A 22,469-nucleotide genomic window follows, 5' to 3' on the forward strand; every position below is an offset into this window, starting at 1 on the left:
CCCAACGGGAGCAAGCTCCCTCGCCACACATACAGCGTTCACCCTTAACTGACTGGCATTACGCACACCTGCCGTACCTTTAATAAAAACAATTATGAGGGCACCCGCGCATCGGGTGCCTGAGGTCCACACGATGTCCAAGCCTGCACCTGTTGCCCAGGTTTCCGTTGCCGTATCCGCGGCAAACAGCGACAAAACCAGTCGCTATTTCCAATTGCTGCTGCTGGTACTGGCCGCGGGCGCGATCTACCCGATCCTCTACCTGCGCCAGGTTTACCAGACCACCATGCTCGATGTGTTCCACATCAACCACAGCGAGCTGGGGTACCTGTACTCGATGCTCGGCACAATTTTCTTGCTCAGCTACTTGCCCAGCGGTTGGCTGGCCGACCGTTTGCCGCCGCGCTTTCTGATCTTCTTCTCGCTGGTCGCTACCGGCGCACTGGGCCTGTGGTACGCCAGCGTGCCGTCGATGACCGGCCTGATGATCATCTTCGGCTGCTGGGGCCTGACCACTGGCCTGACGTTCTGGGCCTCGGTGCTCAAGCGCGTGAAGATGATTGCCCATCACACCGAACAGGGCCGTTTCTTCGGCATCCTCGACGGTGGTCGTGGGTTGGTGGAAGCCTTGCTCGCCACCGTCGCCCTGGGCCTGTTTGCCTACGCGACCGAAACGCGCAGCGAGTCGGCGGCCGAGGGGTTCAAGCACGTCGTGTACCTGTACTCGTTCATCTGCATCGCTCTCGGGTTTGGCTTGGTGCTGCTCAAGGACCCCAAGTCCCTGGCGGAAACCGCCGCGGTGGAGAAGGGCAAGTTCAACCTGATTGCCGACCTGAGCACATTGGTAAAGATCCCCGAGCTGTGGCTGGTGACCGCCATCGTGTTCTGCGGTTATCACATGTTCTGGGCCACCTACAGCTTCTCCGACTACTTGCAGGGCAGCGGTATGACCGCCGTGATGGCCGGCACCATCACCACCATCAAGTTGTGGATGCGCCCTATCGGCGGCATCGGCGGCGGCTGGTTGGGGGATAAGTTCTCGAACATTTCGGTACTGATCGTCGCACTGGTACTGGTGACCCTCGCGATGGTCGGGCTGATCCTGTTCCCGGCGTTCAACAGCCTGGGCCTGCTGATCGGCACAGTGATCTTTATCGGCCTGATGACCTATGCGATCCGTGGCCTGTACTGGGCGATCCTCGACAGCTGCGACATCCCGCTGCGCATCACCGGCCTGGCCATCGGCATCGTCTCGGTGGTGGGCTACCTGCCGGACACGTTTATCCCGCTGATCAACGGCTACCTGACCGAGACCTACCCGGGCAAGGCCGGTTACAACCTGTATTTCGGCTACATCGCCTTCATCGGCGTGCTCGGGACCCTGGCGGCCCTGACATTGCGCGCCCGGATCAACCGTAAAAAATTCAACCAGACAGGTGCCTGAGATGAAAATCGTCGCCCTTGAAACCCATATCGTTGCCGTTCCACCGCCGCATATCGGCGGTATGTACTGGCTGTTCGTGAAGCTGAAGACCGACTGCGGCATTGAAGGCGTCGGCGAGATTTACGCCGCTACGTTCGGCCCCAAGGCCATGTTGCCGATCATCGAGGACGTGTTTGAGCGCTACCTGCTCAACCATGACCCGCACCATATCGAGCGCTTCTTCCGCCAGGCTTACTCCAGCGGTTTCACCCAGCGCCCGGACCTGACCATGATGGGGGTGGTCAGCGGCCTGGAAATGGCCTGCTGGGACATCATCGGCAAGGCCGCCAACAAGCCGGTCTACGAGTTGCTTGGCGGCAAGGTCAACGAGCGCCTGCGCTCCTACACCTACTTGTATCCGGTCAACAGCAAGGGCGAATACGACTACGACGACCCGGACCTCGCCGCCGAGTGCGCCATCGAGAACATGAATAAAGGCTTCACGGCGCTGAAGTTCGATCCGGCCGGGCCGTACACCGCCTATTCGGGCCACCAGATTTCCCTGGAAGTGCTGGAGCGCTGCGAGACGTTCTGCCGCAAGATCCGCGAAGCGGTGGGCGACAAGTGTGACCTGCTGTTCGGCACCCATGGGCAGATGGTGCCGTCGTCGGCAATCCGCCTGGCCAGGCGCCTGGAGAAATACGATCCGCTGTGGTTCGAGGAGCCGGTGCCGCCAGGCCAGGAAGACGCCATGGCCCAGGTCGCGGCCAAGACCAGCATCCCGATTGCCACGGGTGAGCGCCTGACCACCAAGTACGAATTTTTCAAGCTGCTGCAAGCCGGCGGCGCGTCGATCCTGCAAATGAACGTGGCGCGCTGCGGGGGGCTGCTGGAGGCCAAGAAGATCGCGAGCATGGCCGAAGCCTACTACGCACAGATTGCGCCGCATCTGTACAACGGGCCGATTGGTGCAGCGGCGAGCTTCCAACTGGCGACCTGCACGCCGAATTTCCTGATCCAGGAAAGCATCATGACCTGGGGCGGCTTTCACGCCGACGTGCTGACCAAGCCACTGCAATGGGAGGACGGCTACATCATCCCGTCCAGCGAGCCCGGGCTGGGTGTGGAACTGAATATGGACGTGGTGCGCAAGCACTCGCCGTATACCGGTGAACGCCTGCATTTGCAGATGGCGCCAACCCCGGCTGACGTCAAAGACACTTCGCCCGCCAAGGGCTAAAAAACGACTTACGCGGTAACCGTGAATGACATATGACTACATCATCGCCGGTGCTGGCGCCGCAGGCTGCGTCCTGGCCAACCGGCTGTCCGCCTCAGGCAAATACTCCGTCTTGCTGCTGGAAGCCGGCGGCAAGGACAGTTCCTGGTGGTTCAAGATCCCGGTCGGTTTCGCCAAGATGTACTACAACCCGACCTTCAACTGGATGTACTACAGCCAGCCGCAAAAACAGCTGGCCGGGCGTGAAATCTACGCGCCTCGCGGCAAAGTGCAGGGTGGCTCGGGCTCGATCAACGCGATGATCTACGTGCGCGGGCAGGCCCACGATTTCAATGACTGGGCCGCCAACGGCAACGACGGCTGGGGCTTCAAGGACGTGCTGCCGTACTTTCGCAAGCTGGAAAACCATCCGTTGGGCGACACCGAGTACCACGGTGGCAGCGGCCCCATCAGCATCACGCCGATGAAGGGCCATACCCACCCGATCTGCGATGCGTTCCTCAAAGGCTGCGAGCAGCTCGGCTATGGCCTGAGTGATGACTTCAACGGGCCGGATTTCGAAGGCGCGGGCCTGTATGACGTCAATACACGCAATGGCGAGCGCTGTTCCAGCAGCTTTGCGCATCTGCATCCGGCACTCAGTCGTCCGAACCTGACCGTAGAGCTGCATGCACTGGTCGACCGTGTGCTGTTCGACGACCAGCAGCGCGCCACGGGCATCAGTGTGACCCAGCACGGCGTGGCCCGCACCTTCACGGCACGCAAGGAGGTCATCCTTTGTGCCGGCGCTGTGGACACGCCGAAAATCCTGCAACTGTCCGGCGTGGCTGACCAGCGATTGCTCGCCGAACACAATATTGCGCTGGTCAAGCACCTGCCGGCCGTGGGTGAAAACCTGCAGGACCACCTCTGCGTCAGCTACTACTACAAGGCCAATATCCCGACCCTGAACGACGAACTCAGCTCGCTGTTCGGCCAGTTGAAGCTGGGCCTCAAGTACCTGTTCACGCGCAAGGGCGCGCTGGCCATGAGCGTCAACCAGGCCGGTGGGTTCTTTCGCGGCAACGATCAACAGGCGGACCCGAACCTGCAGCTCTACTTCAACCCGCTGTCGTACCAGATCCCGAAAAACAACAAGGCCAGCCTCAAGCCCGAGCCGTACTCCGGTTTCCTGCTGTGCTTCAACCCGTGCCGGCCGACCAGCCGCGGCACCATCCGCATTGCTTCAAAAAACCCAAGGGACGCGGCGCTGATCGATCCCAACTACCTGAGCACCCAAAAGGACATCGACGAGGTGATCCAGGGCAGCCGGTTGATGCGCAAGATCATGCAGGCCCCTGCGCTCAAGGGCATCACGGTGGCCGAGGTTCTACCCGGCGCGGCAGTGCAGACCGATGAGCAAATGCTGCATTACTTCCGTGAAAACAGCGGTTCGATCTACCACTTGTGCGGCTCCTGCGCCATGGGCTCGGACCCGCAGGTATCGGTGGTGGACAAGCGCTTGAAGGTGCACGGATTGGACGGATTGCGCATTGTCGATGCGTCGATCTTCCCGAACGTGACTTCGGGCAACACCCATGCGGCGGTGTTGATGGTGGCGGAGAAGGGGGCGGATTTGATCCTGCAGGATGCATAGGCGCCCATGTGCAGGAATAACAGGCAGTGCTATATATTTCCCAATGGAATAAATAAAGACTTATATATTCCTTTTAATGTTTTTATCGGTGGCGCATTTTGAGGGCCTGCGCATTCGTGCGGATTGACCCAACAGCCAAAAGGAAAGCCGACATGACCATTAAAGCGATCAACGTGCGCAACCAGTTCAAGGGCGTGATCAAGGAAATACTGCTGGGGGAAGTGGTGTCCGAGATCGACGTGCAGACCGCGTCCGGCATCGTCACCTCGGTGATCACCACCCGCTCGGTGCGTGATCTGGAATTGAAGGTGGGCAGTGAGGTGATCGCTTTTGTGAAGTCGACGGAAGTGTCGATCGCCAAACTCTGAGAGGTGTTCCCACGCGCTGCGTGGGAACACCGACCAGGCGCCCTGGGTGTCAGCGATGACGCAGGGCGCGCTCCATACGGTGTAATCCTTCTTCGAGCATCGCCCGTGGGCAACCGAAGTTCAGACGTACGAATTGTTGGCTGTCGTCGCCGAATTCGATCCCCGCGCTCAAACCGACCTTGGCCTGCTCAAGGAAGAATTGCTGCGGATCGTCCAGGCCCAGGGCACTGCAATCCAGCCAGGCCAGGAAGGTGCCTTGCGGGGCGTGCATCACCACGCCGGGCAGGCGGGTTTGCACGGCCTCGAGCAGGTAGTCACGGTTGGCTTGCAGGTACTTGACCAGCGCTTGCAGCCAATCGCCGCATTGGCTATAGGCGGCGCGGGTGGCTTCCAGGCCCAGGGGGCTGACGCTGTCGACCATGCCGCAACGCGCGTTGTTGAAGCGTTCGCGAATCTCGGCGTTCTGCACCACGGCAAAACAGGTCTTCAGGCCAGCCACGTTGTAGGCTTTGCTCGCCGACATCAACGTGATGGTGCGCTGGGCGATTTCGGGGCTGAGGCTGGCGGTGGGGATGTGGCGACGGCCGTCGAAGCACAGTTCTGCGTGGATTTCATCGCTGATGATCAACGTGCCGTTTTCCAGGCAGGCATTGGCTACCGCCAGCAGTTCTTCGCGAGGGAAGACCTTGCCGATCGGGTTGTGCGGGTTGCTCAACAACAGCGCACCGGCGCCGGTCAGTGCCTGCCGCATGGCAGCCAACGGTGTGACGTATTCCTCTCCCGCCCATTCAAACGGCACTTCGATGCGTGGCAGGTTCCAGTGGCCGGGCGCCAGGCGAATCGGCCGGTAGTTCGGGGTCTGCAGCACCACCGGCTGGCCCGGTTGCACGAAGGCGTGCAGCGCCATGTTGAAACCGGGCTCGACGCCGGGCAGGAACAACAACTCCTCAGGCTGCACACGCCAGGCGTACTTGGCCCACAGGTCGGCCACAATGGCTTCGCGCACGTCCGGGCCGGCCACGCTGTAGCCCAGAACCTGCTGGTCCAAGCGCTGGTGCAAGGCTTGCAACACGGCGGGTGGCGCGGCGATATCCATGTCGGCGATCCACATCGGCAACACGTCTGCCGGGTAACGGTTCCACTTGGTGCTGCCGGTGCCGAAGCGTGGGTGGATCGTGTCGAAATCAAAGCTCATGGGCGGCTCGTATCAGGGGAGGCGGGCAAATAATGGCGCCGATTCTAGCGCCATTAATTTTATAGGCCAGTGCTGATTGCCACAGACAGTGGCTGGTGTGCTTATTGAGGCACCAGCGTTCTGTCACCGACAAGCTCTGTAATAAAAACGCCATTGCGCTGGGGATTAAAACAGGGAAGGGCTATTTTGGTGCATCTCAATAAATAGAGTAGCCATGGATGAAATACCAACCCTTCAGCCGTACGTTGATTGCCACTGCGCTGGTGTTGACGGTCGGCGGTGTGCAAGCCGCTTCCCAGGCGCCGGTGGCCGGTGAAAACGGCATGGTCGTGACCGCCCAGCATTTGGCCACGCATGTGGGCGTGGATGTGCTCAAGGCCGGCGGCAACGCGGTGGATGCGGCCGTTGCGGTCGGCTATGCGCTGGCGGTGGTGTACCCGGCGGCGGGTAACCTCGGCGGCGGCGGCTTCATGACCGTGCAACTGGCCGACGGGCGCAAGACCTTCCTCGACTTCCGCGAAAAAGCGCCCCTGGCGGCCACCGCCGACATGTACCTGGACAAAGACGGCAAGGTCATCGACGGCCTCAGTGCCAAGGGCCACCTGGCGGTCGGTGTGCCCGGCACTGTGTCCGGCATGGAGCTGGCCCTGAGCAAATACGGCACCCTCAAGCGTGCCCAGGTGATTGCCCCGGCGATCAAGCTGGCGGAAAACGGTTTTGAACTGGAGCAGGGCGATATCGACCTGTTGCACACGGCTACCGGCGAGTTTGAAAAAGACCAGGACCTGCGCGGGATCTTCCTGCACAACGGCCAGCCGATGCAGGTCGGCCAGAAACTGGTGCAGAAAGACTTGGCCAAGACCCTCAAGGAAATCTCCGCCAAGGGCAGCGACGGCTTCTATAAAGGCTGGGTCGCCAAGGCACTGGTGGATTCCAGCCAGGCCGGCAAAGGCATCATTACCCAGGCCGACCTGGACAAATACAAAACCCGTGAACTGGCGCCTATCGAGTGCGATTACCGTGGCTACCACGTGGTCTCGGCGCCGCCTCCAAGCTCGGGTGGCGTGGTGATCTGCCAGATCATGAACATCCTCGAAGGTTATCCGATGGCCGACCTTGGCTATCACTCGGCTCAGGGCCTGCACTATCAGATCGAGGCCATGCGCCACGCCTACGTGGACCGTAACAGCTACCTGGGCGACCCGGATTTCGTGAAGAACCCTATTGCCCACCTGTTGGACAAGGACTACGCCAGCAAGCTGCGCGCCGTCATCGAACCGCAGAAAGCCGGCGACTCCCAGGCGATCAAGCCGGGCGTCTCGCCCCATGAAGGCAACAACACCACCCACTATTCCATCGTCGACAAGTGGGGCAACGCGGTGTCGGTGACCTACACCCTCAACGACTGGTTTGGTGCCGGCGTGATGGCGAGCAAGACCGGCGTGATCCTCAACGACGAAATGGATGACTTCACCGTCAAGGTCGGCGTGCCGAACATGTACGGCCTGGTCCAGGGTGAAGCCAACGCCATCGCACCGGGCAAGGCGCCGCTGTCATCGATGAGCCCGACCATCGTGACCAAGGATGGCAAGGCGGTGATGGTGGTGGGTACGCCGGGTGGCAGCCGTATCATCACGGCCACCTTGCTGACCATCCTCAATGTCATCGACTACAAGATGAACATTCAGGAAGCGGTGGATGCGCCGCGTTTCCACCAGCAGTGGATGCCGGAAACCACTAACCTGGAACGGTTTGCCGTAAGCCCCGACACCCAGAAGATCCTCGAAAGCTGGGGCCATAAGTTTGCCGGCCCGCAGGATGCCAACCACCTGGCCGCGATTCTGGTCGGCGCGCCGTCCCTGGACGGCAAGCCGGTAGGCAACAACCGTTTCTACGGGGCGAATGATCCGCGCCGTAACACCGGCCTGTCGTTGGGCTACTGACTGTAGCGAGCGGCTTGCCACCGCGCCGGGTGGCGCAGGGCAAGCCGCTCACTGCAACAGCCGCTCTACCGCCGTAAACGCCGCGACCCGGCGCTCTTCCCAATGTCCGTCAATCACCACGAAGGGCTGTTGATGCGCTTGCATCCACGCCAGGCTGTCCTGGAAGAATGCCCGACGATCCTCCAACTGCGGTTGGCAGCGCTGACCGTCCGCGGTCCATTCCACATCCTCCGGCGACAGCAGCAGGTGCAAGTCGTACCGGCGGGCCAACAGTTCACTGTCGAGCCAGGCCGGGTAGTCGCCGAACAGGGTCTGGCTCCATAACGTATTGGTCAGCAAGTGGGTGTCGAGAATCAGCAAATCGGGCTGTTCGGCGCGGGCGGCGTCTTCCCAGGCCAGTTGGCCACGAGCGATGGCCGGAATGTCGGCCAGGGTCGTGTCGCGCTGGTGGCGGTCGATGAAATCGCGCACATATTCGCCCACCATCAGCCCGCCGAAATGGGCGTGCAGCTCGGCCGCCAACCAACTTTTGCCACTCGACTCGGGCCCGGCCAATACCACCACCTTCATGCGTGCAGCGCCGGGTCGGTGCGCCATTCACGCCAGCCTTGCACGGCGATCACGGTGAACAGTGCATACAGCGCGGCGGTCAGGTACAGGCCCTTATAGAGAAACAGCCCGACGAAGATCACGTCCACGGCGATCCACAAGGGCCAGCACTGCACGCGTTTTTGCGCCATCCACAGTTGTGCCACCAGGCTGAAACCGGTGAGGGCCGCGTCGAGCCAGGGTTGGGCGGCGTCGGTCCAATGGGCCATGGCGGCGCCAAGCAGCAGGCTGAATACCGCGCCGATGGCCAGGCTGGTCGTGATCGCAGGCCAGCCCAGGCTGGTCACCTGGCGGCCTTGCCTGACCTCGCCGGCGCGGGTCCATTGCCACCAGCCGTAGAGTTGCAGGGCGGCGTAGACCACCTGCAGCAGCATGTCGGAATAGAGCTTTACGTCGAAGAATACCCAAGTGTAGAGCAAGACCATCACCAGGCCGATGGGCCAGCACCAGGGGTTTTGTTTGACCGTCAGCCAGACAGCGATCACCCCCAGGGCGGCGGCGAACAATTCAAGCCCGGACATGGCGGTTCCTTGGGAGAGTCGAAGAGGGCGGTGATTGTAACTTCAAAATGTGGAGGGACCAATGTGGGAGGGCGCAAGCTCTCTCCCACCTGTGGAAACGCGCTAGACCTTGAATTGGCGCAGGAGCGCGTCAAGTTGTTCGCTCAAGGCGCGCAGCTGTTCACTGGCCACGCTGGACTGCTGCGCCGCCAACGCCGTGCTATGGGACAAACCGGCCGCTTCGGTGACGTTCTGGTTGATGTCTTCCACGACATGCGCCTGTTGCAGGGTGGCGCTGGCGATTGACGCGTTCAGCCCGTTGAGGTTGTGCAGCGCCTGGCCGATGGCCGTGAGGCTGGCGCCGGCCTGGCCCGCTTGTTCAATGGTCAGTTGCGAGGCCGTGTGACTGTCACTGATGACCTTGACCGCCGCTTCCGAATGACCTTGCAGGCGCTCGATCATCACCTGGATTTCAGCGGTGGACTTCTGCGTGCGTTGGGCCAGCAGGCGGACTTCATCGGCCACCACCGCAAAGCCGCGGCCTTGCTCGCCGGCGCGGGCGGCTTCAATCGCCGCGTTGAGCGCCAGCAGGTTGGTCTGGTCGGCGATGGAGCGGATCACCTCAAGCACGCTACCGATCTGCGTACTTTCGCTGGACAGCGTGCGGATCACTTCCACAGCCTGGCCGATGGTGCCGGAGAGCCGGTCGATCTGTTGCAGGCTGCCGTCGATGTTCACCTGGCCCTGTTGCGCTTGAGCCTGGGCGTCGCGCATTTCGCTGGCGGCGTGCTCGGCGTTTTTCGCCACGTCCTGCACGCCATAGGTGACTTCATTGATGGCCGTCGCCACCAGTTCCATCTGCTGCGACTGTTGCTGGCTGCGGTCATGGGCCTGGCTGGCATTGGTGCCAAGCTCCGTCGACGACTGGCCCAGCGCGTTGGCGCAGGCCTGCAACTGGCCGATCACCTGGCGCAGTTTTGTCGTGAAGGCATTGAAGTGCAGGGACAGTTGGGTGACTTCGTCGCGCCCGTGGGTGTCGAGGCTACGGGTCAGGTCGCTTTCGCCACTGGCGATATTGGCCATGGCGTTTACGGCCTGTTGCAACGGGTGCAGGATGCTGCGGGCAATCAGCAGCACCAGCAATGCCATCACCGCAGCGATTGCCAGACTGATGAACGAGGTTCTCCACACTTGCACCTTGAATTCGGCCTGGACGTCATCCACGTACACGCCGGAGCCGATGATCCAGCCCCACGGCTCGAACAGTTGGATATACGAGGTTTTCTCCACCGGGGCTTCGGCTCCCGGTTTTGGCCAGCGATAGCTGACGATACCCGCGCCCTTGGCCTTGGCCAGGCTGACGAACTCGTTGAATACCGCAAACCCGTCCGGGTCGCGAATCGCCGAGAGGTTCTGGCCATCCAACTTGGGGTTGGCCGGGTGCATGATCATCACGGGCGTGAGGTCGTTGATCCAGAAATAATCGTCGTGGTCATAACGCAACCCGCGCACCGCGCTCAGGGCTTGCTGCTGCGCCGCTTCCCGGGTCAGCACGCCGGTTTTCTCAAGATTCTGGTAATACGCCAGTACGCCACTGGCGGTCTGGACCACGTGTTGGGTCTGTTGGCGCTTGGCCTGGTAGAGATCCCCATGGATCTGCTTGAGCATCAACAAACTCAAGGTCAACAGCATCAGCACGGCGACTATCAGGATCAGCCAGAGACGTCGGCTGATCGACATGTTGCGCAAACTGTTCATCGTCCTGTCACTCCATGCTTTTTATAGTTGTGGTGCTGCTTCGACATTTCCGGCGTGTCTGATAGGCTTTCGGCCCGTAATCGGAAAACCTGAGTACTGCCTGATTTTTCACGGAATTTTTGCAGTCCGGCGTGGATTATCCAACGCCTGGCCTTCAGCGCACTCATCATCATTGAACCACTAGAAAAGACTGACGAGGCGTGCCTCGCGCATGACCTTTGGGGGAAATATGGATTTTTGGACCGCCATACAGGCATTGATTCTTGGCGTGGTGGAGGGGCTGACGGAGTTCCTGCCGATCTCCAGCACCGGTCACCAGATTATCGTAGCCGACTTGATCGGTTTCGGTGGCGAGCGTTTTGAAGCGTTCAACATCATCATTCAGTTGGGTGCGATCCTGGCGGTGGTGTGGGAATTCCGGCGCAAGATCCTCGACGTGGTGATCGGTTTGCCGACTCAGCGCAATGCCCAGCGCTTCACCGTCAACCTGATCATCGCCGTGCTGCCGGCCGTGGTGTTGGGCGTGATTTTCGCTGACCTGATCAAGCACTACCTGTTCAACCCGATCACCGTGGCCACTGCGCTGGTGATCGGCGGCGTGATCATGCTGTGGGCCGAGCGCCGCCAGCATGCCGTACACGCACACAGCGTGGATGACATCACCTGGAAGGAGGCGCTCAAGGTTGGCCTGGCCCAGTGCCTGGCGATGATTCCCGGCACTTCGCGTTCCGGGGCGACCATCATCGGCGGGTTGCTGTTCGGTCTGTCGCGCAAGACGGCCACCGAGTTCTCGTTCTTCCTGGCCATGCCCACCATGGTCGGTGCGGCGGTGTATTCGGGCTACAAGTACCGTCACTTGTTCCAGCCGGATGACCTGCCGGTATTCGCCATTGGTTTCGTCACCTCGTTCATCTTCGCGATGATCGCGGTCAAGGCGTTGCTCAAGTTCATCGCCAGCCACAGCTATGCGGCCTTTGCCTGGTACCGGATCGCGTTCGGCCTGGTGATCCTGGCGACCTGGCAGTTTGGCTGGATCGACTGGTCTGCGGTCAAACCATGAGCCTCCAGCACCCACGCTTGAAGGCGGCGATCTTTGCACTGCTGTGCGCCGCGCCGCTGACAGGGGCGGCGTTGCTGTGGTATCGCGGCGAGACGCTGATCCCGCTGGCCGCCTATGGCGTGGTCAGCGTGGTGGCGTTTTTCCTGTATTGGAGCGACAAGCGCAAGGCGCAAACCGATGCACGCCGTATCCCGGAAAACATCCTGCACGCTGTCGAGCTGGCAGGTGGTTGGCCGGGGGCGTTGATTGCCCAGCAGGTGTTTCGCCACAAGACACGCAAGGTGTCTTATCAGGTGCTGTTCTGGGTGATCGTGCTGTTGCACCAGGTGTTCTGGCTGGATCAGTTGTTCCTGGGCGGTACGTTGTTGTCAGTCCTCTAGCCGCAGCCCGACCTGCGTGCGCTTGGGCAGTTTGCTGACCACCAACTGGTGGGAGCGCTGCAACAAGCCACGCAGTTCATCGGCGCCCAGCGGGTAGGGCGTGTTCATGATGATCCACTGCGCACGGGCCAGGTACGGTGCAGGATGAATGCCCGGACGGTCCACATGGCCGAGGAACAGTTCCTTGTCGACCTTGAATGCCAGCGAGTCACCGCGCAGGTTTTGCACGGCGAACATCTTGTTGCCGGCAATCGAAAACACCCGCACGCCGCCCCATTTGTAGTCTTCCCGCGCGCCGGGCAGGCCCAGGCAGAAGGTGGCGACTTGTTCTTCGTTCATCTTCATAGCAGTCGATCTCCGCAACCTTTGAAGCCCTCTTCAAGAAAGTCGATCCAGGCACGAATGGCCGGCAGCACGCCTCGCCGATGCGGGTAAACCGCCTGCAACCAGCCCCCCGGCAACGACCATTCAGGTAGCAGTTGTACCAAGCGGCCGCTGGCCAACTCTTCTTCGCAATACATCATCGGCAGCACGGTAAAACCCAGGCCCATGATTGCGCTGGCCTTGCGGACGATGAAGTCGTCGATACCCAGTCGGGCCTCCATCACCAGTTCATGGGGATGCCCATGGGGGTCGAGAATGCGCTGATGCACCATGCGGTCCGCCTCCAGGGCGCCGAGCATCGGCAGTTGCTTGAGGTCTTCGAGGGTATTGATCTGCCTGTCATGTATAAAAGCAGGGCTGGCCACCAGTGCCGTCTGGGCCTGGCGCAGGCGCTTGGTGACCAGCAACGGGTCTTCATCCCCCTGTTCGCGCACGCGCAGGGCGACGTCGATACCTTCAGCTACCAGGTCCACACGGCGGTTGACCAGGGTCATTTCCAATTGAACCAGCGGGTGGGCGGCGAGAAACCCGGCGACCATGTCCGGCAGCATGTGCTGCGCCATGCCCACCGGGCAACTGACCCGCAGGCGTCCACGGGGCTCGCTGGACATGCTGGCCACGGCCTCATCGGCCATTTCCGCCTCCAGCAACATTGCCTGGCAATGGCGCAAGTAGCGTTCACCCACGGCGGTGAGGGTCAGTTGCCGGGTGGTGCGCTGCAGCAGGCGGGCGCCGAGGCGTTCTTCGAGTTCGGCAATGCGCCGCGACAGGCGTGATTTGGGAATGCCCAGCAGCCTGCCGGCCGCCGCGAAACCGCCGGACTCGACAACTTTCGCGAAATAGTAGAGGTCGTTGAGGTCTTGCATGGTCGTCCCATTGTCCTGTCAATGGGACGAACTATCCGCGCCTGATCCGTACAAATCTACTTCTGGATTTAAAATTGTGCGCCGCCCATCAGCACATATTTCACATGCACATACTCGTCGATCCCGTAATAGCTGCCTTCGCGGCCGTAGCCGGATTGCTTGATGCCGCCAAATGGAATCGACGCCGTGCCCACCGAACCCGAGTTGAGAATCACCATTCCGGCCTCCAATTGGCGCGACAGACGCAACGAGCGACCGAGTGCGCTGGTATAGGCATAGGCCACCAGGCCGAACTCGGTCTGGTTGGCGCGGGCGATGACTTCTTGCTCATCCTTGAACGAGTAGATGGCAAACACCGGCCCGAAAATTTCCTCGGTTGCCAGCGGTGAGTCATCCTGCAGGCCCGTCAGCACCGTCGGCTCATAGAACAGGCCACCCTTGGCGTGGGGCTTGCCGCCCATCAATATCCTGGCGCCGGCAGCCTTGGCGTCTTCCACCAGGCGCGCGACCTTGTCGAAGCCCAGTTGATTGACCAGCGGCCCGACCACAAAGTCTTCACGCAGGCCCTGGCCCACTTCGATTTGGGCCACGCTGTGCTGCAGGCGCTTGATGAAGTCCTCAAGGATGCTGTGCTGCACAAAGATCCGGTTCGGCGAGATGCACACCTGCCCGCAGTTGCGCAGTTTGGCGCTGACCAGGCCCTTGACGGCCTCATCCAGGTTGGCGTCCTGGAACACAATAAAGGGCGCGTTGCCGCCCAGTTCGAGGGTCATTTTCTTGACCGTTGCCGCGCATTGCGCAGCGAGCAATTTGCCGACACCGGTCGAACCGGTGAACGAGATTTTGCGGATGCGCGGATCGCCGGTGAGGAGCAGGCCGATTTCCCTGGGGTCACCGACCACCACTTCCAGCACGCCCTCATCGATGCCGGCTTTGCGCGCGTATTCCAGCAGCTTGAAGGCGGTGAGCGGGGTGTCTTCGGCAGGCTTGATCACCATGGTGCAGCCGGCGGAAAGGGCTGTCGCTACCTTGCGGGTGATCATCATGAAAGGGAAGTTCCACGGGGTGATGGCCGCGACCGGGCCGATGGCCTCTTTGGTCACCATCACATTGGCGTTGCGGTCGTGGGTGGGGATGGTGTCACCGTAGACGCGTTTGGCTTCTTCGGCGTACCACTCGATAAAGCCGAGGCCGTAATCGATTTCGCCGCGGGCTTCGCTGAGACATTTGCCGTTTTCACGGCACAGCAGTTCGGCGAAGGCTTCCTTGTCGGCTTTCACAGTGTCGTGCCAGCGGCGCAGGATGTCGCTGCGCTCCTGGGCGAGCTTGCCGGACCAGGCGGGGAAGGCGGCGCAGGCGCGGTCGATGGCGGCCTTGACTTCGGCCTGGGAGTTCTTGGTGACGCGGCCGATTTCTTCGCCGGTGGCGGGGTTGTAGACGATAAGCATGTGGGGAGTCTCCGAGGGCTGAACGTGCTGATTCAGGCTACGCAAAGCGTGCTGCCGGGCGAATATCCATTCCAATGTGCTGATTGCCTATTCCTATGAGCCCATGGTCATGAAGCCCCTGGCGCGGTAACGTGCGGTTTTATCCCGGAGCCGCCAAGCATGGGCCGTGCCGCAAGAATCATCGAACTGATGGGCAGCCTCGCGCCTGTCGAAGGCTATAATCTGAGCCCCATGGATGATGTGCGCTTCCTGCGTTCCAACCGCCCTTTGCACCGAGTGCCGGTGCTGTACGACCCGGGTATCGTGATGGTGTGCCAGGGCCGCAAGCGCGGTTACCTGGGCGACGCGGTGTACCTGTACGACGCGCAGCATTATCTGGTGGTGTCGGTGCCGGTGCCGTTCACCATGGAAACCGATGCCAGTGAGGAGGAGCCGATGCTGGCGGTGTACCTGCGCCTGGATTTCACCCTGGCGGCGGAGCTGATGCTGCTGCTGGACGCGTTTCCCGACTTGCCCGACGCCAGGCCCAGGGGCATGTATTCGTCGCCAATGGACGACAAGCTGAGTGAATCACTGTTGCGTTTCCTCGAAGCCATGCATGAGCCGATGGACGCGCAATTGCTGGGGCCGACGCTGGTGCGTGAGATCTATTACCGGATCCTGACGGGCGAGCAGGGCGGTTCGATGCGCGCGGCGCTCAATCGCCAAGGCCAGTTCGGCAAGGTGGCGCGGGCGATTCGCAAGATTCATGGGTGTTACCACCAGCACCTGGATGTAGAGGCACTGGCGCGGGAAGCGATGATGAGCGTGCCGAGCTTTCATGCGCACTTTCGTACGGTCACCGACACCTCGCCGATGCAGTACCTCAAATCCACGCGCCTGCATCAGGCGCGCCTGCTGATGCTGCGCAACGACATCACCGCTGCCACGGCGTGTATCAAGGTTGGCTATGAAAGCGCCTCGCAGTTCAGTCGTGAGTTCAAGCGCCTCTTCGGGCGCGCGCCGCAGGAGGAGATTCAGTGGATGAAGCGCACCTATGCGTTGCCGGCGCCTACGTCGGCGTCGATTTATGTGTCTTCGCACTGAACAGCGTCACCAGCAGCGCCGTGCCGACAAAGGCCGCGCCGGTCAGCGCCTGGCCCTGCCAGCCATAATGCTCCGAGGCCAGGGCACCGCAGGCTGAACCCAGGGCACCGCCGATAAAGTAGATGACCATGAACACGGTATTCAGCCGGCTGGTGGCGGCGGGATCAAGGGCCAGTACGCGGGTCTGGTTGGCCAGTTGGTTGATACGGTTGCCGAGGTCGAGGAAGGTCGCCGCGATCAGGATTGGCCACCACCAGCCTTGCGGGCCCAAGGCGTAGATCAGGATAAACGCCACCAACACCGTGGCGATGCCGACGCGCTCCAGCAGGCGAGCGTGGCGGCGGGTGTATTGGCCGATCGTCGAGGCGCAGAGGATGCCGACAATCGCCGATAACCCCAGCAGGCCGGCCTGAGCACTGGAAAACCCATAGGGCGGCAAGGCCAGCAATGCGGCCATCGAGCCCCAGAACACATTCAGCGCACCAAACACCAGCCCGCCCTTGATCGCCGACTGGCGCAGGGTCGAGTGCTGTCGGGCCAGCCCCCACAACGACTTGAGCAAGGCGCCATATGCCAGTTTGCTGGTGGAGACCGACACTGGCATGCGCGTCAATATTGCCATGAACAGCAGCACATCCAGCGCGGCCGCCAGGGCAAACATGCCGCGCCAGCCCAGCCAGCCGCTGACCACGCCACTGACGGTCCGCGCCAGCAAGCCGCCGGCAGACAGACCGCTGACCATCAAGCCCAGCACAGCGCCTTTCTGCGCGGGTTCGCTCAGGTCCGAGGCCGCCGGAATGATCACTTGTGCACTGATGCCCGACAGCCCCAGCAGTGTGCTCGCCACCAACAGCCAGGCGTAGGACGGCGCCGTGGCGGAGGCCAGCAGGCTGATGAAGTTGATGCACAGCACGGCGAGGATCAACGTGCGTCGGCTGATGCGATCACCCAGCGGTACGAACAGCAACAGGCCGCTGGCATAGCCCAGTTGGGTCAGCGTGGCTATCTGGCCGACATGCGCCGTGGACACGCCGAAGGTATCGGCAATCAGCGGCAGCATGGCCTGGTTGTAATAGATGGTGGCGACCGAAAACCCGCAGCAGATGGCGAGTAGCAGGGTCAAGCCTTTGGTGAGGACGGCGGGGTGTGAATGCATGGCGTGCCCAGTCGCTGTTGGAACTGCGGCGAGGATGCCGCCAAGCGAGGGTTAAATCCAGTGCCCAAGAGGATTGAGCAATAACCGCGTTGAATTGAAGCATGGCGATCCAATGACTGTCCTGCTGATGGGACAAACAATCGCATTTCAGCCGTCTAATCGTTGATTCGCTTCGCCTGTAGGATTAACCCCACTTGATCGCCCTGGGGCGATCCTCACTTGGAGAACCGCCATGAAACTTTTGCATATCGATTCCAGCATCCTCGGCGACAACTCGGCTTCCCGTCAGCTAAGCGCTGGTGTGGTCAAGGCCTGGCAAGCGGCCGAACCCGGTTTGGAAGTGACTTACCGCGACCTGGCCAGCGAAGGCATCAACCATTTTTCCAGCGCCACCCTCGGCGCACTGGGCACCGCGGCCGAACTGCGTGACGCGGCGCAAAAACACGAAGCTGACCTGAGTGCATCGTCGCTGGCTGAGTTTCTCGCCGCCGATGCCGTGGTGATCGGTGCGCCGATGTACAACTTCACCATCCCGACCCAGCTGAAAGCCTGGATCGACCGCATCGCCGTTGCCGGCCAGACCTTCCGCTACACCGAAGCCGGCCCTGAAGGCCTGTGCGGCAACAAGAAAGTCATCATCGTGTCCACGGCGGGTGGCCTGCATGCTGGCCAGGCGTCAGGCGCAGCCCATGAAGGCTACCTGAAATTGCTGTTTGGCTTCCTCGGCATCACCGATATCGAAATCGTGCGCGCCGAAGGCCTGGCCTATGGTGATGAAGTGCGCGCCAAGTCGATAGGCGACGCCAACGTAGTCATTAACGAACAATTGTTCGCTGCCGCGTAAGGCTTGTGTAAATTCCGCCCTTCCTCGGTTTCAATCTGAACCCGGGCGCCTAAACTCTGTACTCTGATCGCGTTAAACGATTGGGTACGGAGTTTTTTCGTTTTGCCGATGTCTTTAATTTGGCCCAGGTTATGCAAGCACGGGTTATCACCTGGATTCTTAATTCGACATGTCGGTTCTCATGCAGCAAAGGTGGACATCCCCATGATGCGTCTTTGTGCTGTTTTGGTTCTTTCCCTGCTCGGCGGCCTGGTTTCAGTGCACGCTGCGCCTGCACCGCACCCGCATTGGAGTGTGGGCTTTCATCGCATGACGTTTCTCGATCCGCTGGATTCGCAACCGATGAAAGCCATCGCGTTCTATCCCTCCACCGGCCCCTCCCTGGGCCTTGAACATGCCACTCGGCTGGGGCCGTATCACGTCGCCGCCACCGAAGACGCGAGGGTCGCCATCGGCCGTTTCCCGATGCTGATGCTGTCCCACGGCAATACCGGTACACCCTTGGCCCTGCATGACCTTGCCACATCCCTTGCACGCAAAGGTTTTGTGGTGGTGGCGGTGCTGCATCCCGGCGACAACTACAAGGATCACAGCCGCTTGGGCACGGTGAGCAATTTGTATGGCCGGCCAATCCAGATCTCCGCCGCGATCACGGCGACCTTGAATGAACCGATGCTGTCGCCGTTCGTCAACGTCGATCAGGTGGGCGTCATCGGTTATTCGGCGGGGGGCGAGACGGCCTTGATCCTCGCCGGCGCCAAGCCCGACTTCGATCGTCTGCGCCGCTATTGCCAGGAGCGTCCGGAGGACCGTGATGCCTGCACCACCAAGGGTGAGCTGGTGGTGGACCGTGACGATCTGCAACCGCAGGCCGATCCACGTATCCACGCATTAATGTTGATGGCACCGCTGAGTCTGATGTTTGGTCGCCATACGCTGGCGGATGTGCATGTGCCGGTGCTGCTGTATAGCGGGGATGGCGACAAGCTGGTGGCCGTGGACAAGAACGCTGCCGCCCTGGCCCGCAAACTACCGCAGCCACCGGATTTCAAGCTGTTGGCCGGGGCAGGGCACTTTGTGTTCATGGCACCTTGCGACAGCGATCAACTGATGGCAATGCCGGCCATCTGCACTGACGCGGATGGCGTCGACCGCGAAGGGATTCACCGTGATCTGATTTCCGAGGCCGGACGCTTTTTCACTCACACACTTGGCCAGTTCACCCGGGCGGGGTTGCAGACCGCCGATCAGTAGGCGCGGCGCTTGAGTTGCAAGGTCACGCCCAAGGCCGTGAGCGATAGCAGCGCGGCGCAGAAGAAGATCCAGCCGTAGCCGAGATTCAGCGCCACGGCGCCCATCAGCGGGCCGGCAATCGCCAGGGCCAGGTCAAAAAACACCGCATACGCACTCAAACCCGCGCCCCGGCTGCTGTTGGGCACCTGCTTGATGGCCTCCACGCCCAGCGCCGGATACACCAGCGACAAACCGAAACCGGTCAGTCCTGCGCCAATCAAGGCGATGCTGGTGGATGGCGCCAGCCAGAGTAATGTCAGCCCTGACGTCTCGATGGTCATGCAGACAATGGCCGCGCGGAAGCCTCCCAATCGGCTGATGGCGGAGATAAACACCAGGCGCGACAGGATAAAGCACACGCCAAATACCGTAAGGCAATAAGCTGCGCCGGTCCAACCGCGATTGAGGTAGTACAGGGTGATAAAGGTGGTGAGTGTGCCGTAGCCGATCGACGCGAGGCACAGGCTCGCCCCAAACGGAGCGATGCGACCGAACACCGCCCAGAAGGGCAGCCGTTCGCCACGCACCACGGGTACTGAAGGTTTATTGCGAATCAGCACAAGCCCCAGGGCCGCGAGTGCCGACAAGGCGATGCCCAGGCTGGTATAGCCATAATCGGCCACCATCACCACACCCAATGGCGCTCCAATGGCAATCGCGCCGTAGGAAGCGATGCCGTTCCAGGAAATCGAGCGCGCCGTGTGCTCGGCGCCTACTGCCCCCATGCACCAACTGATGGTGCCCACGCCGATCAGGCCTTGGGCCACGCCAAGCAACAGTCGCCCGGCGATCAGAATGCCCAGGCTCAGTGCGGGCATGCTCTGTAGCAAGGTCGCGAAAAGCGTCAACACGCCACTGGCGAAAATGCCGGCCAAGCCCAGCACAATCGCGCGCTTGGTGCCGACGTTGTCGGACATGCGCCCGGCCATCGGGCGACTGAGCAGGGTGGCCAGGTACTGCGAGCCGATGGTGATGCCGGCGACTACCGCACTGAAACCCAGTTGTTCATGCACATAGCCTGGAATCACCGCAATCGGCAGGCCGATGCAGATGAACGCGATAAAGGTGTAGAAGACAATAGAGACGATCTGCAGGGTGATCGACAGAGAGGAGGGGGCGGCGTCGGACATGGGCACTCGTTCGCGGGCGGGCGGTGAATGCATCATGGCAAGGGCCTGGAGGGAAAGGAAGCAGGCTAACCATCAATGATGGTATTCCATCAGATGTAAAAAGCCCCATCACATTGAATGGGGCTTGATCTTGCCGCTTGCAGCTAACAGCTGATCGCTGCTCTTAAAACACCACGCCCTGGCTGCGCAGGTAGTCGTCGTAGGTACCGCTGAAGTCTGTAACGCCGTTGGGGCTCAGCTCGATGATGCGGGTGGCCAGGGACGATACGAACTCACGGTCGTGGCTGACGAAGATCAGCGTGCCCGGGTAGTTCTCCAGCGCCAGGTTCAGCGCTTCGATGGATTCCATGTCCAAGTGGTTGGTCGGTTCGTCCATGATCAATACGTTCGGCTTTTGCAGGATCAGCTTGCCGAAGAGCATGCGACCTTGCTCACCACCGGAAATCACCTTCACCGACTTCTGGATCTCGTCGTTGGAGAACAGCATACGGCCCAAGGTGCCACGGATCATTTGCTCGCCTTGGGTCCATTGGCCCATCCAGTCGAACAGCGTGACGTCGTCTTCGAAATCATGGGCGTGGTCCTGGGCGTAGTAGCCCAGTTCCGCAGCGTCGGTCCACTTGATGCTGCCGGCATCCGGCGTCAGTTCGTTGACCAGGGTGCGCAGCAGGGTGGTCTTGCCGATACCGTTCGGACCGATGATCGCCACGCGCTCGCCCGCTTCGACCTGGAAGCTGAAGTCCTTGAACAGCGGCTTGCCGTCGAAGCCTTTGGCCATACGTTCGACGATGACTGCCTGACGGTGCAGCTTTTTATTCTGCTCGAAGCGGATGAACGGGCTCACGCGGCTCGAAGGCTTGACCTCGGCCAGTTGGATCTTGTCGATCGCCTTGGCGCGGGAAGTGGCCTGCTTGGCTTTCGAGGCGTTGGCCGAGAAGCGGCTGACGAAGGATTGCAGTTCGGAGATCTGCGCCTTCTTCTTGGCGTTGTCTGCCAGCAGTTGCTCACGGGATTGGGTGGCGACGGTCATGTATTCGTCGTAGTTGCCCGGGAACAGGCGCAGCTCGCCGTAGTCCAGGTCAGCCATGTGGGTGCACACGCTGTTCAGGAAGTGACGGTCGTGAGAGATGATGATCATCAGGCTGGAGCGTTGGGTCAGGATGTTTTCCAGCCAACGGATGGTATTGATGTCCAGGTGGTTGGTCGGTTCGTCGAGCAACAGCACTTCCGGATCGGAGAACAGCGCCTGGGCCAGCAATACGCGCAGTTTCCAGCCGGGGGACACTTCACTCATCGGGCCGAAGTGTTGTTCCAGGGGGATGCCCAGGCCCAGCAGCAGCTCACCGGCACGGGATTCGGCGGTGTAGCCGTCCATTTCGGCAAACTCGGTTTCCAGCTCGGCCACGGCCATGCCGTCTTCTTCGGTCATTTCCGGCAGCGAGTAGATGCGGTCGCGCTCGGCCTTGACCTTCCACAGTTCCTCGTGGCCCATGATTACGGTGTCGAGTACCGTGAATTCTTCGTAGGCGAACTGGTCCTGACGCAGTTTACCCAGGCGCACGTTCGGCTCCAGCATGACCTGGCCACCGGACGGGTCCAGGTCGCCGCCGAGGATTTTCATGAAGGTCGACTTGCCGCAACCGTTGGCACCGATCAAGCCATAACGGTTACCGGCGCCGAATTTGACCGAGACGTTCTCGAAGAGCGGCTTGGCGCCGAACTGCATGGTGATGTTAGCTGTGGAGATCAATTACTTTACCTATCAATAGCTTAGGATGCGCTTATTTGAGCTGGGACCAATTTGGGACCAATCTGGAGCTTTTCCATTTCGCTCCAGTCCGAGCTTGAGTTGATCCAACGCGCATAAGTCGAGAGCAGCATCTGCACACTATGGCCGAGCTGCTGGGAGATGAAGGCGGGGTTCATGCCAGACATAATGCGTATTGTCGCATAGGTATGACGACAGTTGTATGGCGGTCGACGACGGATGTTCAAAGCTTTCAACGACACCGGAATTCAGGATGGTCGATAACTCGAAATGGCGTTGCGCTTACACCCCAATCAATGCGCGCGTAGAGAAGCATGCAAAGCTGATTGAACAAGTCTCCGCGCTCGCGCCAACTCACACTCAGGGCGAAATCGCCCAGTTA

At 60.9% G+C, this 22,469-nt stretch carries 20 protein-coding genes and 1 pseudogene; 10 read left to right on the forward strand and 11 right to left on the reverse strand.

Translation table 11 applies throughout. The annotated features are described in order from the left end of the window. Positions 1-133 precede the first annotated feature (133 nt). The 4 genes from EXW71_RS00005 (at position 134) to EXW71_RS00020 (ending at position 4,667) form a co-directional block, all read left to right on the forward strand. Positions 134-1,444, forward strand: a complete 1,311-nt coding sequence (locus EXW71_RS00005; RefSeq protein WP_134657082.1) for a nitrate/nitrite transporter — start codon at positions 134-136, stop codon at positions 1,442-1,444. 1 nt (position 1,445) lies between these two features. Next, positions 1,446-2,663 (forward strand): mandelate racemase/muconate lactonizing enzyme family protein, encoded by a 1,218-nt coding sequence (locus EXW71_RS00010; RefSeq protein WP_134657083.1) that lies wholly within the window; start codon positions 1,446-1,448, stop codon positions 2,661-2,663. 25 nt (positions 2,664-2,688) lie between these two features. Further along, on the forward strand, positions 2,689-4,299 hold the full coding sequence (locus EXW71_RS00015) for a GMC family oxidoreductase (protein WP_134657084.1): 1,611 nt from the start codon (positions 2,689-2,691) through the stop codon (positions 4,297-4,299). A 152-nt stretch (positions 4,300-4,451) separates the two neighbouring features. Next, positions 4,452-4,667: a molybdopterin-binding protein gene (locus tag EXW71_RS00020; protein ID WP_003173733.1), complete on the forward strand. Its 216-nt coding sequence runs from the start codon at positions 4,452-4,454 to the stop codon at positions 4,665-4,667. 49 nt (positions 4,668-4,716) lie between these two features. Here the strand turns inward: EXW71_RS00020 and EXW71_RS00025 are convergent, their stop codons facing one another. Next, positions 4,717-5,862, reverse strand: a complete 1,146-nt coding sequence (locus EXW71_RS00025; protein WP_134657085.1) for a MalY/PatB family protein — start codon at positions 5,860-5,862, stop codon at positions 4,717-4,719. 218 nt (positions 5,863-6,080) lie between these two features. Between EXW71_RS00025 and ggt the strand changes: the two genes are divergently transcribed. Then, complete coding sequence (ggt, locus tag EXW71_RS00030) at positions 6,081-7,805, forward strand: gamma-glutamyltransferase (RefSeq protein WP_134657086.1); 1,725 nt, start codon at positions 6,081-6,083, stop codon at positions 7,803-7,805. A 48-nt stretch (positions 7,806-7,853) separates the two neighbouring features. Here the strand turns inward: ggt and EXW71_RS00035 are convergent, their stop codons facing one another. From EXW71_RS00035 to EXW71_RS00045, 3 genes are all read right to left on the reverse strand, one after another. Continuing rightward, positions 7,854-8,375 (reverse strand): AAA family ATPase, encoded by a 522-nt coding sequence (locus EXW71_RS00035; RefSeq protein WP_134657878.1) that lies wholly within the window; start codon positions 8,373-8,375, stop codon positions 7,854-7,856. Beyond that, the gene (gene pnuC / locus EXW71_RS00040; protein WP_123716411.1) at positions 8,372-8,935 is read right to left on the reverse strand and encodes a nicotinamide riboside transporter PnuC; all 564 of its coding nucleotides are present in this window, start codon (positions 8,933-8,935) and stop codon (positions 8,372-8,374) included. The genes EXW71_RS00035 and pnuC overlap by 4 nt, the downstream gene beginning before the upstream one ends. A 102-nt stretch (positions 8,936-9,037) precedes the next feature. Further along, positions 9,038-10,672, reverse strand: coding sequence for a methyl-accepting chemotaxis protein (locus EXW71_RS00045; protein WP_134657087.1), 1,635 nt, complete (start codon positions 10,670-10,672; stop codon positions 9,038-9,040). Between the two features lie 229 nt (positions 10,673-10,901). Here EXW71_RS00045 and EXW71_RS00050 point away from each other — a divergent pair, with 229 nt between their 5' ends. Then, positions 10,902-11,732, forward strand: coding sequence for an undecaprenyl-diphosphate phosphatase (locus EXW71_RS00050; protein WP_134657088.1), 831 nt, complete (start codon positions 10,902-10,904; stop codon positions 11,730-11,732). Next, positions 11,729-12,112, forward strand: a complete 384-nt coding sequence (locus tag EXW71_RS00055; protein ID WP_123716409.1) for a DUF1294 domain-containing protein — start codon at positions 11,729-11,731, stop codon at positions 12,110-12,112. Before EXW71_RS00050 ends, EXW71_RS00055 begins: the two co-directional genes overlap by 4 nt. On the opposite strand, the gene EXW71_RS00060 is transcribed toward EXW71_RS00055, so the two are convergent. From EXW71_RS00060 to EXW71_RS00070, 3 genes are all read right to left on the reverse strand, one after another. Continuing rightward, complete coding sequence (locus EXW71_RS00060) at positions 12,101-12,457, reverse strand: MmcQ/YjbR family DNA-binding protein (RefSeq protein WP_123716408.1); 357 nt, start codon at positions 12,455-12,457, stop codon at positions 12,101-12,103. The genes EXW71_RS00055 and EXW71_RS00060 overlap by 12 nt on opposite strands. Further along, positions 12,454-13,362, reverse strand: a complete 909-nt coding sequence (locus EXW71_RS00065; RefSeq protein WP_123716407.1) for a LysR substrate-binding domain-containing protein — start codon at positions 13,360-13,362, stop codon at positions 12,454-12,456. Before EXW71_RS00065 ends, EXW71_RS00060 begins: the two co-directional genes overlap by 4 nt. A gap of 68 nt (positions 13,363-13,430) precedes the next feature. Continuing rightward, complete coding sequence (locus tag EXW71_RS00070; protein ID WP_134657089.1) at positions 13,431-14,810, reverse strand: NAD-dependent succinate-semialdehyde dehydrogenase; 1,380 nt, start codon at positions 14,808-14,810, stop codon at positions 13,431-13,433. A 159-nt stretch (positions 14,811-14,969) separates the two neighbouring features. On the opposite strand from EXW71_RS00070, the gene EXW71_RS00075 reads away from it, so the two are divergent. Further along, complete coding sequence (locus tag EXW71_RS00075) at positions 14,970-15,896, forward strand: AraC family transcriptional regulator (RefSeq protein ID WP_134657090.1); 927 nt, start codon at positions 14,970-14,972, stop codon at positions 15,894-15,896. On the opposite strand, the gene EXW71_RS00080 is transcribed toward EXW71_RS00075, so the two are convergent. Beyond that, positions 15,862-17,052: an MFS transporter gene (locus tag EXW71_RS00080; RefSeq protein WP_134657091.1), complete on the reverse strand. Its 1,191-nt coding sequence runs from the start codon at positions 17,050-17,052 to the stop codon at positions 15,862-15,864. The genes EXW71_RS00075 and EXW71_RS00080 overlap by 35 nt on opposite strands. 232 nt (positions 17,053-17,284) lie before the next feature. Here EXW71_RS00080 and EXW71_RS00085 point away from each other — a divergent pair, with 232 nt between their 5' ends. Both EXW71_RS00085 and EXW71_RS00090 read left to right on the forward strand, forming a co-directional pair. Beyond that, positions 17,285-17,896, forward strand: coding sequence for an FMN-dependent NADH-azoreductase (locus EXW71_RS00085; protein ID WP_134657092.1), 612 nt, complete (start codon positions 17,285-17,287; stop codon positions 17,894-17,896). A 204-nt stretch (positions 17,897-18,100) separates the two neighbouring features. Next, positions 18,101-19,150: a dienelactone hydrolase gene (locus EXW71_RS00090; protein WP_123716402.1), complete on the forward strand. Its 1,050-nt coding sequence runs from the start codon at positions 18,101-18,103 to the stop codon at positions 19,148-19,150. Here EXW71_RS00090 and EXW71_RS00095 read toward each other — a convergent pair. From EXW71_RS00095 to EXW71_RS28885, 3 genes and pseudogenes are all read right to left on the reverse strand, one after another. Continuing rightward, a complete protein-coding gene (locus EXW71_RS00095; RefSeq protein ID WP_134657093.1) occupies positions 19,144-20,319 on the reverse strand; it encodes an MFS transporter in 1,176 nt (391 codons plus the stop codon). The genes EXW71_RS00090 and EXW71_RS00095 overlap by 7 nt on opposite strands. Before the next feature lie 163 nt (positions 20,320-20,482). Further along, on the reverse strand, positions 20,483-22,069 hold the full coding sequence (locus EXW71_RS00100; RefSeq protein ID WP_123716400.1) for an ABC-F family ATPase: 1,587 nt from the start codon (positions 22,067-22,069) through the stop codon (positions 20,483-20,485). Positions 22,070-22,089: 20 nt separating this feature from the next. Further along, positions 22,090-22,326: pseudogene (locus tag EXW71_RS28885) on the reverse strand (site-specific integrase); the annotation flags it as partial. Between the last annotated feature and the right edge of the window lie 143 nt (positions 22,327-22,469).

It is taken from the genome of Pseudomonas sp. BCA17 (assembly GCF_004519405.1).
In the GTDB taxonomy this organism is placed as follows: Bacteria; Pseudomonadota; Gammaproteobacteria; order Pseudomonadales; family Pseudomonadaceae; genus Aquipseudomonas.